The 11,693-nt window shown below is 48.6% G+C and carries 8 protein-coding genes; 4 read left to right on the forward strand and 4 right to left on the reverse strand.

Annotated elements, in window-relative coordinates:
• Nucleotides 1-227: 227 nt before the first annotated feature.
• Nucleotides 228-1,700: a formate transporter FocA gene (gene focA, locus MHN01_RS06515; RefSeq protein ID WP_239410574.1), complete on the reverse strand. Its 1,473-nt coding sequence runs from the start codon at nt 1,698-1,700 to the stop codon at nt 228-230.
• Nucleotides 1,701-1,919: 219 nt separating this feature from the next.
• Here focA and MHN01_RS06520 point away from each other — a divergent pair, with 219 nt between their 5' ends.
• The 3 genes from MHN01_RS06520 to MHN01_RS06530 all read left to right on the forward strand — a co-directional run bounded on the left by MHN01_RS06520 (nt 1,920) and on the right by MHN01_RS06530 (nt 4,507).
• Nucleotides 1,920-2,825 (forward strand): LysR substrate-binding domain-containing protein, encoded by a 906-nt coding sequence (locus tag MHN01_RS06520; protein ID WP_075763185.1) that lies wholly within the window; start codon nt 1,920-1,922, stop codon nt 2,823-2,825.
• Nucleotides 2,826-2,899: 74 nt separating this feature from the next.
• On the forward strand, nt 2,900-3,094 hold the full coding sequence (locus MHN01_RS06525; protein ID WP_239410575.1) for a hypothetical protein: 195 nt from the start codon (nt 2,900-2,902) through the stop codon (nt 3,092-3,094).
• Between the two features lie 414 nt (nt 3,095-3,508).
• Nucleotides 3,509-4,507: a hypothetical protein gene (locus tag MHN01_RS06530; RefSeq protein ID WP_239410576.1), complete on the forward strand. Its 999-nt coding sequence runs from the start codon at nt 3,509-3,511 to the stop codon at nt 4,505-4,507.
• Nucleotides 4,508-4,621: 114 nt separating this feature from the next.
• Here MHN01_RS06530 and pflA read toward each other — a convergent pair whose 3' ends face one another.
• Nucleotides 4,622-5,362 (reverse strand): pyruvate formate lyase 1-activating protein, encoded by a 741-nt coding sequence (pflA, locus tag MHN01_RS06535; RefSeq protein ID WP_239410577.1) that lies wholly within the window; start codon nt 5,360-5,362, stop codon nt 4,622-4,624.
• 436 nt (nt 5,363-5,798) lie between these two features.
• On the opposite strand from pflA, the gene MHN01_RS06540 reads away from it, so the two are divergent.
• Nucleotides 5,799-7,418 (forward strand): methyl-accepting chemotaxis protein, encoded by a 1,620-nt coding sequence (locus MHN01_RS06540; protein ID WP_239410578.1) that lies wholly within the window; start codon nt 5,799-5,801, stop codon nt 7,416-7,418.
• Between the two features lie 191 nt (nt 7,419-7,609).
• Here MHN01_RS06540 and pflB read toward each other — a convergent pair whose 3' ends face one another.
• Both pflB and MHN01_RS06550 read right to left on the reverse strand, forming a co-directional pair.
• Nucleotides 7,610-9,886, reverse strand: a complete 2,277-nt coding sequence (pflB, locus tag MHN01_RS06545) for a formate C-acetyltransferase (protein WP_239410579.1) — start codon at nt 9,884-9,886, stop codon at nt 7,610-7,612.
• A 214-nt stretch (nt 9,887-10,100) separates the two neighbouring features.
• Nucleotides 10,101-11,615, reverse strand: a complete 1,515-nt coding sequence (locus MHN01_RS06550; protein ID WP_239410580.1) for a DUF3360 family protein — start codon at nt 11,613-11,615, stop codon at nt 10,101-10,103.
• Between the last annotated feature and the right edge of the window lie 78 nt (nt 11,616-11,693).

The following is an 11,693-nucleotide window of genomic DNA, read 5'->3' on the forward strand; positions in this document are numbered from 1 at the left end:
CGATCTAATAAAGATATACTGCATAGAGCTGCATTTGCAGGTCGCGCAATCGTTTGCGCTTGGTTTATACCATAATTTTATCACGTATATGTAGAAAAAATCCGATATAAGTGTGGTTAATTTGCTGTAGATCAGAGGTGAAATAATGACCAGGGCGAATGCGGGGTGGCTGATTATGTCTGCTGGTAATAATAACCTGCCGACCATGTCGGCAGGTTATCATTGGATTATGCTATTTCGGCCTTCTTCTGGTCATCCTTGATTCCTGCAACGGAAACCAGGTTACCGTATACCGGGCGAACGGCCTTGATAATGTCGTTTCGGCTGATGATACCGACAAGCTGATCATCCTTGACGACCGGATAGCAATGCGGACGGTTAACGACCATAGTGCGGGCACGTTCATTCAGAGACAGGGTGGTTAGCTGGGTAGCAATGCCGCCGCTGCTGACTGGGTATAGGATATTTTTGTCGATACACATGTACTCGGCGACTTCCAGAATTGAGTTCTCAGGGCTAACAGTCTGGATCTCGTGGCGCATCAGGTCCTGGACCTTGTCTTCAGCTTCCGGCATGTAGTCATTGCACCATAGATCAACCAGGGTGTCGTGGATAGAGAAGAAGCCAACCAGGCGTTGATCGCTGGAAAGCACCGGTGCACCGGACAGGCCCTCCTTGATCAGGATATCGAGTGCCTCTGCCACAGGCATGCCTGGAAGAAGAGTCGTGGTAGCCGGGCGCATATGGTCGTTTACAAGTAGATTTTCCTGAAGCATGGTGTTGTCCTTAGTTAAAGCGGTCGTATTTGAGAAGTCGGGTGTAATAATGGTTGCTGTAGCATGGTGCTCTTTCGGCGAACTGAAGATTGCCCAGTAGCTCAGGCCGACCAGTACCCCGCCGCCAACGATATTGCCCAACGTGACGGGAATAAGATTGGCAAAGATAAAGTTATGGATGTTGAGATCGGCATACTGCTCTGGTGATACACCAAGGCCGAGCCAGAACGATTCCGGTGCGATGTTCTGGATGGTGATACCCAGCGGCACCATAAACATGTTGGCGACACTGTGCTCAAAGCCGGTACTGACGAACATAGCCACGGGCAGTACCATCATCGCCATTTTGGTCATCATGTTGTTTGAACAAAATGTCATCCAAATGGCCAAGCAAACTAGTAAGTTACATAGAATACCCAGCGCAAAGGCTTCCATTGGTTGATGGTGCAGCTTGTGCTGGGCGATGTTGAGGGCATTGAGTCCCCACTGGCCGCCGTCAAGCTGATACAGGCTTGCCATCGACACCAGTGCCAGCAGCAGCATCGCGCCGAGGAAGTTGCCGAAGTAAACTTTTAGCCAAGTGGTGAGCATCTTGCCTGAGGTGATGTGTTTGTTGGCTCGGGCGATAGAGGACAGCACGGTACTGGTAAAGAGTTCACCACCGCAAATAACCACAAGGATCAGTCCGAGGCTAAACGCCAGGCCACCAAATAAGCGGTTGATCCCCCAGCTCATATTGCTGCCACCTGTGGTGACGGTGATGTAAAAGACAAACGCCAGCCCGATAAATACGCCCGCCGTAATTGCCAGTGAGATGGTGGTACGGGTTGGCTTGGATGCCTTGCCGATCGCGTATTTTTCTGCCTGCTTCATCATCTCTTTGGGAGTGAAGTTACTGTTGTTGGATGCCATTGCCGTGGCCATTTCAAGCGTCTCCTGTGTGTTGTCCGGTCTGCCGGCCGGTTGATGTGATTACATAGGGGGTTGATAACGTCACATTTCCTCCTGTCGTGACTGGTAACTGGTATCCAGCTTACGGTTGGGAAAATGGTTGAGTAAAATTGATAATTTCTTTAACCCTAATCACTAAAGTTGATATTCTTGGCGATAGAAAACCAATTGCATTTATCGGGGAGAGTTTTAATGCGTTATTCACTGAAGCAACTTTCGGTGTTTGAGGAGGTGGCGAGTACGCGCAGTGTCAGTAAAGCCGCGGAAAACCTGGCTTTGACGCAGTCTGCAGCGAGCATGGCGTTGTCCCAGCTCGAGAAGTTGCTGGGGCGGCCGTTGTTTGAGCGGCAGGGGAAGCAAATGGCACTGACTTACTGGGGGGCATGGCTTCGTCCCAGGGCTAAGCAGCTATTGTTTGATGCTCAGCAAATAGAATTGGGTTTTTATGACCAGCACCTGGTCAGTGGCGAAATCAGCCTGGCAGCCAGCCAGACAGCGGCCGAGCACCTTTTACCAGAACTTATCAGTATTATTGATAAGGATTTTCCAGAGTTGCGCATCCAGCTTGTTGTAAAGAATGCCCAGAAAGTCATTGATAGAGTCAGAAACTATGAGTGCGAGCTGGGGATTATCGAGGGGCGCTGTGATGACAGCCGGTTGGATCAGGAAGTATGGTGCCACGACCATCTGGTGATTATTGCCTCCAAGCACCATCCCTACGCCAAACTGGATACGGTGAGCTTTGCGCAGCTAGAGCAGGCCAAGTGGGTACTTCGAGAGCAGGGAGCCGGTACTCGGCAAAGTTTTGAAAGTGCGCTGCATGGTGTGATTGAAGATTTGGATGTTTGGCGGGAGTATGAACAGATCCCGGTTCTTCGCGCTTTGGTTACCAATGGGCCTTACCTTAGCTGTCTACCCTATTTGGATGTGGTGAAATATATAGATCGCGGTGAGCTGGTGGCCTTGAATGTTCCTGAACTGAATATGAAACGAACGCTGTCGTTTATCTGGCGTGCCGATGCGATAGAAAACCCGCTTCGCGACTGCATCCGCCGTGAAGCTATCCGGATGATAAAAGACCGAAAAATGGAGATGTAGATTGTATAAGTAAATCTGATGGCGCTGAGAGGTCAAAGTTATAGGTGTTGCTGTGCATATCATTTGGCGGAGTGATGGAAAAAGGAGCGGTTATTGGTTTTAATTTGGCATTGTTGCTGATACTTTCGGCTAATTACTACAATTTAGCAGTTGCGGTACCACAGTTGCAGTATCAGCGGTTAAGGATCTTGTTGGTTTTCATATCAATATTTATGATTCTTGTGGGCAGTATTTATTATATGCCATTTGGTGCTTATTTTTATGCCTAAGGAACAGAATTCTATTACGCTTGTTTTCATCTCTATGATATATAAGCAGAAAAGTGTTATTCCAGGGTTGGTTCTCAATTGAGCCTCAATGGGGGCTGACAGGATCAAGCTAGGTATTGCATGAGTTTCTCATCGCTTCAATATATTCTTCATCTCGTAAGGCTTGTCATTAGTCTTTCTGATGACAGGCATACCCACTTGAACAATGGCACTTTGAAACAGAGCAAGCCAAACTGGCCTCTTGTTATGGCTGTAAAAAGAGGTTGCTCCCAAAGCCTGAAAAAAAGTGAAATACATCTATTTGATTTCATTTAGCGCATCAATGACTGGTTATTTTTTGAGCTATTGGTCTCTGGACAAGGTGGTGATTATCTTTAAAATCCGGCCTTAGTTGATATTGCTAGGGACGATAAAATGATCATCAAAGGAAAGCCGGTAAGGGATATGTCTCTTAAGCTTAACACCTTGTTTCGCGGATTAGGTTGCCTGTTGCTTCTGCTTTTTTTAGTTAATTTACATTCACTTACAGACACTCTTTCCAACTCTGCCCACTCGCTTCAAAAGCTGACGGCGGCGATGGGGCCTGGTACCAAAGCCTCGCCAGTGGTAGAGACGGCAGAGCCTGCTGTATCAGAGACAGTTCTGACTGATGAAGCTCCGGTCGAAGAGAAAACCGTAACTTTCGAAGACGAGGTGGTCGAGCTGAGAGAGGCCGCGCTGGTACGCTTTGCCAACAAGTTTAATTTCCCTAACTCAGTTGAGTTTTACAGTCTGGCCAGCAGTGAAAACTGGATGTTTAGTCCAGCGACAGTAAAGAACAAAGACAACGTCCTTAATTTAACGACATGCGGCTATTATGCGGCTAAAAATGCCATGGGCCTGGCCCGGGAGCGAGAGCCGTTTATCATTGATCTGGTTTACGACTTTTTAAATCAGAGATATAGCGTTCATGGGTATTTCAAGGATGACAGAGCCAACTACCATCAATTTAACGGAACCAAAAAGCCGGTGGAACTGAGCCGCAGCCGCTTCAAAAATAAGTGGGATGTTGCCTGTAAGCCGCTAAATGTCGAGAAGTTTGACGATATTCTTTCGGTTGCAACTATCGGACGCTTCGAGCCCAATGCAGAAATGGCTTTTAAGCGGCAGCTAAATGCGTTTGGCGCTAATGTAAGAAGCGAAATCGAGACTTGTATTACGGATAAAACGCTTGTTGCTTCAGTACCTAAGCTTGCGACACGTAAGGATCTTTGCCTGGCTAATGCACAATGTACGATTTTAGATGGCGGTGTCGGCGGTAAATGTGACGTTGTGAAGAAGGCATGTTCAAGTGATACGGCATCACAGCTTTGCCAAACAACTGGCGAGGCAATCACGAGCAAGACTGCCGATAACGACCAAGCTGCCAGTTAGCCACTGACTCGTGTAATCATTCACAGGGGGATATCGTTGCAAGATATTGATTTTAATGCAGGAGCAAAGTAGGGCATTTTGCTCCTGCCATTAGATAAGGTAGGTCGCTGCGGATCAGTACATCACATTATGGCCGTAGCTGGCGATAATGCTTTTGACTTTTTCCATGATCTCTTTCGATGGCGGCTTAACATCAGCTAGCTGGTACTCAAAGCCGAGGGCTTCCCATTTATGTTCGCCCAGTTGATGGTAAGGCAGCAGCTCGACCTTCTCAATGTTGTCCATCCCCTGAATAAACTCACCAAGCAGATGCGCTGAGCGTTCGTCATCAGTGAAGCCCGGTACGATGACGTAGCGAATCCAGGTTTTTTGACCGCGTTTATGGAGATAGCGGGCAAAATCCAGCACACGTTTGTTAGGTACGCCGACCAAGTCCTGGTGGATGTTGTCATCAAGCTGTTTGAGATCTAACATCACCAGATCAGTACTATCGAGTACTTCATCAACGACATCGGTATGCTTGCGGATATAGCCATTGGTATCAAGGCAAGTATGAATCCCTTCAGCCTGAGCGGCGCGGAAGAAATCACGGACAAACTCAGGTTGCAGCATAGCTTCACCACCAGATGCCGTGACACCGCCCCCAGAGGCTTTCATGAAGTGACGATACGAAAGGGCGTCTTTCATGATCTCGTCAACAGTGATTTCACGCCCGTCGTGGAGATCCCACGTATCACGGTTGTGGCAATACTGACAACGCATTAAGCAGCCTTGCATAAATACGATAAAACGGATGCCGGGTCCATCCACGGTACCGCAGGATTCAAAAGAGTGAATTCGGCCTTTTACTGACATTGCTTTATTTCTCCGCATGGTGCGTGTTTACCTGTCATTTTATTACAAAATGACGGGCTAAAATAGCGAAAAAAGCGTTATACCTGTAAGGGTAATACATTTCCTTCTCCGTCCATTTTTTCATTTCTTATCACGCTCTCATGGCTTAGTCACTGATGTCAGCTTCACTATTGTTTTGTTTCACAGTGATAACCATATTGATGCGAAAAATATGCATACAAACTACGAAATTGTTACATCTGTCGCTTGAAGTGCGGTGAAAATCCCAGCACTATACGCTCCAAAGTGCCTATGCGATCTTTGCTTAATAACCTAATTGCATTTCGCTTAACAATTTATTATTGCTGAAGGGGACCCAACCAAAATTTTCGGAGTGGGAAGGCGGAGGCAGAAAAGAGGCAGCAGTCAGGCAAGATAATAATAAACAAGGAGATTTATGTTCAGTTTAAGCAACTTGACCGTCAGGAAGAAGTTAATCGCCTTTGTCGCTACAGCTATTGGCCTGCTCTTGTGTGTCAGCGTATATAATGCGCTGGAACAACGGCAGGCCGCGTACCAAGAACGAAAGGCGTCGTTGCAAAGCCAGGTCGAGCTGGCTATCAGCACGCTTGAATTTTATGCATCGCAGCAGGAGGTATTGGGGGCCGCGGAAGCGCAGCAGCAAGCCATTACGATGATAAATGCCCAACGCTATGGCAAAGGGAATTATTTTTGGGTGACGACTCCTGATCTTGAAATTATTACCCACCCGCTCAAGCCCAACCTCAACGGAACCAATGCCCGCCAGCTTACCGATGCCGACGGTAAGTTTCACTGGCAAGAGATGGTAACGACCAGTGAGAAAAACGGTGCCGGTTATCTCGATTATCGTTGGCGCTCTCCTGAGGGGGAAATCAAACCCAAGCTCTCGTTTGTGCAACGCTTCCCTCAATGGAACTGGATTGTAGGCACCGGCGTCCATGTCAAAGATATCGAAGATGAGTTTATGCTGACTTCGATGAAAACAGGCATGATGGCTGCGGCTGCGATGCTGGTATTGCTTGCGGTTGGTTATTTTATCAGTCACAACATCTCCGATCCCCTTGAGGCGCTGGTGGGTAAGTTTGATGCCATTGCTGATGGTGATCTCAGGGTTGATTGCCACTCTGAACGTCGCGATGAAATTGGCAAGCTGTCGCGTCGTATGGATACCTCGATAAGTGCTATTCGCAATGCCCTCAAGGTTGCGGCAGCTTCCGCCCATCAGTCAACTGATATGGCCAGTACTATTGCTTCTGCCAGCGAAGAGAGTGCTCAGAGTATCCAGTCGCAACATTTGCAACTAGAGCAACTTGCCACGGCTATGAATGAAATGACGGCGACGGTTACCGATGTGGCGCTAAATGCAGAGCAAACGGCCATCATGACCAAGGACATGTCCCGTAAGGCAACTGCCAGCAGTGAACGGTTGGAGGATACTACCCAGAATATCCAGCAGGTTGCCAGCCAAATCGCTGAGGCCGACAAGCGGGTGGAGGAGCTTAAGCAGGGCGTTCTTCAGATCAGCGAGGTGGCCGAGGTAATCAAGGGAATTTCTGAACAGACTAATCTTCTGGCTCTGAATGCGGCGATTGAGGCGGCACGTGCCGGTGAGCAAGGGCGGGGGTTTGCCGTCGTGGCCGACGAAGTGCGTAATCTTGCTCAGCGTACACAGAAATCGACTGAGGAAATCCAGGTGACGGTTGACGGGCTGACGCGCGGAGCGCTGGAGGCGGCGACGGCGATGAAGGCGAGCCATAATAGTAGCCGGAACAGCGTCGAGAATGCTCAAGACAGCCAGCGCGAGCTGAAGCATATGCTTGATGCATTGTATCAGTCCACGGATCGGGTGGCCCAGATCGCGGCTGCTGCGGATCAGCAGGGCACGGTGTCGGAAGATATCAATGGTAATGTCAGCTGTATTCATTTATCTGCTAATGAAGTGAATGCGGCCGCGCAGCACCTGGCGACCCAGAGCCAGGCACTGGCCGAAGCCTCGGAAGAGCTCGCCCATCAGCTACAGCATTTTAAGGTTTAGTCCGGTTAAGGTTTAGTCCGGTGAGCGTCGGTTGGTGTAGTAGCCCTTGCTGGTCTATGTCGACTGTCACTGCTTAACTTAGCAGGCTCTTGGAGTCTAGTTTTTCGAAGGCATAAAAAAACCGACCCTAAGGTCGGTTTTTTAACACTTACCGGCTAGTGAACTAGCAGGTGAGTCAGACTGGCTCTCAATTATAGAGATTCAGTGAAAGTACGCGCGATAACGTCTTTCTGCTGTTCTGCAGTCAGAGAGTTGAAACGCACAGCGTAGCCCGATACACGGATAGTTAGCTGTGGGTACTTCTCTGGGTGCTTAACTGCGTCTTCTAGAGTTTCGCGGTTAAGAACGTTAACGTTCAGGTGCTGACCGCCTTCGATGCCGGCTTCGTGGTGGAAGTAACCATCCATCAGGCCTGCAAGGTTAGCTTTCTGAGTCTCAGCTTCTTTACCTAGCGCGTTAGGAACGATAGAGAAAGTGTAAGAGATACCATCTTTCGCATCAGCGAACGGCAGTTTACCAACAGAAGTCAGAGAGGCTACCGCACCTTTTTCGTCACGACCGTGCATTGGGTTAGCACCCGGTGCGAAAGGAGCACCAGCTTTACGGCCGTCAGGTGTAGTACCAGTCTTCTTACCGTATACCACGTTAGATGTGATAGTCAGGATAGACTGAGTTGGGATTGCATCACGGTAAGTCTTAAGCTTACGGATCTTGTTCATGAAGGTTGTAACAAGTTCACAAGCGATGTCATCAACGCGTGCGTCGTTGTTACCGAACTTAGGATAATCGCCTTCGATTTCGAAATCGATCGCGATACCGTCTTCGTCACGAACTGGCTTAACAGTTGCGTATTTGATTGCAGACAGTGAGTCAGCAGCAACAGACAGACCAGCAATACCACAAGCCATCGTACGAATAACATCACGGTCATGAAGAGCCATTAGTGAAGCTTCGTAGCTGTACTTGTCGTGCATGAAGTGGATGCTGTTTAGTGCAGTCACGTACTGCTTAGCCAGCCAGTCCATGAAGTGATCCATGCGCTCCATAAGATCGTCATAGCTCAGCACTTCATCAGTGATCTTGTCCATCTTAGGACCAACCTGGATTTTCAGCTTCTCATCCACACCACCGTTGATGGTGTAAAGCATAGTTTTCGCCAGGTTAGCACGTGCGCCGAAGAACTGCATTTGCTTACCAACAACCATTGGCGATACACAACAAGCGATCGCGTAGTCATCAGAGTTCATGTCAGGACGCATCAGGTCGTCGTTTTCGTACTGGATAGAAGAAGTATCGATAGATACTTTCGCACAGAACTTCTTGAAGCCTTCAGGTAGCTGTTCAGACCAAAGTACAGTGATGTTTGGCTCTGGAGAAGGACCCATAGTGTACAGGCTGTTTAGGAAACGGAAGTTAGTACGTGTTACCAGCGTACGACCGTCAAGGCTCATACCACCCATTGACTCTGTTGCCCAGATTGGGTCGCCAGAGAATAGCTCATCGTACTCAGGCGTACGTAGGAAGCGAACCATACGTAGCTTCATTACGAAGTGGTCGATCATTTCCTGAGCTTGTTCTTCAGTGATCTTGCCAGCAGCGATATCACGCTCGATGAAGATATCCAGGAACGTAGATGTACGGCCCAGAGACATTGCAGCACCGTTCTGAGACTTAACAGCAGCTAGGTAGCCGAAGTAAGTCCACTGAATAGCTTCTTGTGCAGTTTCTGCAGGACGAGAGATGTCGAAACCGTATTTCGCAGCCATTTCTTTGATCTGGCCTAGCGCACGGTGCTGCTCAGCGATTTCTTCGCGAAGCTGCATAGTCATCTGTAGGTCTTCGCCGTTCTCGAATTTCTCTTGTAGAGAAGAGAACTGAGCGAACTTGTCCTTCATTAGGAAGTCGATACCGTATAGTGCTACACGACGGTAGTCACCGATGATACGACCACGGCCGTATGCATCTGGAAGACCAGTCAGAACACCAGACTTACGACATTTCATGATATCAGGTGTGTAGATATCGAAAACGCCCTGGTTGTGCGTCTTACGGTACTCAGAGTAAATCTTAGATACCATTGGATCTAGTTCACGACCGTATACTTTGCACGAACCCTCAACCATACGGATACCACCGTTAGGGATGATTGCACGCTTAAGTGGTGCTTCAGTCTGAAGACCTACGATAGTCTCTAGATCTTTGTTAATGTAACCTGCGTCGTGAGCAGTGATGGTAGAGATAACAGAAGTATCGAAGTCAACAGGAGCGTGAGTGCTGTTTTCCTGCTTGATACCTTCCATAACCTGATCCCAAAGCTTGTTAGTCGCTTCAGTACCTTCAGATACTAGGAAAGACTCATCACCTTCATACGGTGCGTAGTTTTTCTGGATGAAGTCGCGAACGTTTACTTCGTTCTGCCATTCGCCTGCAGCGAAACCTTCCCAAGCTTTAGCAAATTGCTCTGCCATGACATACCTACCTTTTTAGTAGAAAAAACACGTACTGGTTTAATCGCCGTTGAGCTCATCACCACCGGTTGATGGTGCACAGTACACTTTTATTAACAATAATACGGATAATCAAATCGATTGGTGTATCGTGATGATTTCATTATTCGTATTAACGCTAGTTATGACTACCTGAGTAAAGCAGGGGCAGCATAACATACTGCCCCAAATTTCATTATAGTAATGCCGGAATGCCGTATTTGCTTTCAAGCATACCTACTGCCAGCATCGCAATCAGACAGACAATCAACACACCGCCAGGGATGATAACTTTGTCTGCGAAAGATAGCTTAGATGCACGTTCTTTATCACCGATAAGGCCGTTGTTATCCAGTAGCATAGTCAGTGCCCATGCAAGAACCGGGTTAACAACTGCTGATGCAAAGATACAGATACCAGCAGATTGTGAATCTTTTGTTTCTTTAACCATCTGCACACCTGCTTCAAGCAGTGGCAGGAATACGCCTACTAGAAGAGCAACGCGCATTACTGGTGGCCATACTGCCACGTCCATTGGGAAGCCAAGGATGGCAATGAACATAACCAGAAGACCCAGGATAATCGCACCGCCAGGGATTGGGCGTTTCGCGATAGCCGCCGGGATCATGTAGGTACCCCAAGATGATGTGATGTTACCACCACCCAGTGCCGTACCAACCATCTGGCGGATAGAACACATAGTCATCGTGTCATCAACATCCATCAGTACTTTGTCAGTACCGCGTGGGTAGTTCAGTTCCTGGAAAATACGGTGGCCAAGGAAGTCCGGAGACCACATGGCAACAGCCAGGATGGCAAATGGCAGAGATGCAATGAAGTGTTGTATCGTTGGCAGACCTAGCATCCAGCCTTCTTCTGTGCTGCCCCACCAGTATACAGGGTTCAGGTTCGGCAGACCCATTTCAGTTTCGAACTTAAGGTCGAAGCCTGCACCCAGAACAAGAGCAACAAGCAGGCCGGTAACGGCACAAGCCGGAATCGCCAGCCAGCGCTTGTTGATGCGCGCCAGGTAAGCGTAAAGAACAATGTTGACAGCCAGTACGATCAGGCCGACATAACCCATGCTGCCCGCTGCAACATCTGCAGACTGCAGGCCGGTTGCCCAGGTCTGGATTGAGCCGATCTGGCTCATGGTACCGGTAAAGCCAAGGAAGATGAGCAGGCCGCCGGCAGTACCCTCGGAGGTTAGGTTCACTAGTTTGGAACCGCCTTTGAAGTAACTAAGCAGAAGACCGAAGACACCAAGAAGGATAGCAAGAGCAAGAGGGTGGGCACCGGCCAGGGCGATAGCACCGATAAGTGGGATCATCGGACCGTGGTTACCGGCCAGGTTGGCGCGGGGGTTGATAAATCCGGATGCTAAGACACAGAAAAGAAGCGCAGGAAGCAGCATCTCTACACGAGCAACTTCGATAGCGAACTCTTTACCCAGGTTGATGTGATCCCAGGCTTGAGTCAGGCCGTCGGCCCAAGACATCATTACCGCTGAGTACATTGCGATAATACCGATAGTACCGGCCAGGGCTGGGACTAAATCTTCTAGCTCAAAACGGAAGTCACGACCCGGCAGGTTAAGGCCGAAGCGGCGTGGCTTCATGATTTTCAGCTCATGATCAAGATAGTCAGAGCGACTTGAGAAGTCAGAGGCAGGGCGGTGCAGCTCCTGATAACTTCTTTCTTCAGATGACATAAGTGCCTCGTTCTACGTTTAAATAATTTTTGTATTTAGTGTATCTAACTCTGAGCACGACCTGGAAATAACCCCTCA

It is taken from the genome of Photobacterium sp. OFAV2-7, from assembly GCF_022347985.1.
Lineage (GTDB): Bacteria > Pseudomonadota > Gammaproteobacteria > Enterobacterales > Vibrionaceae > Photobacterium.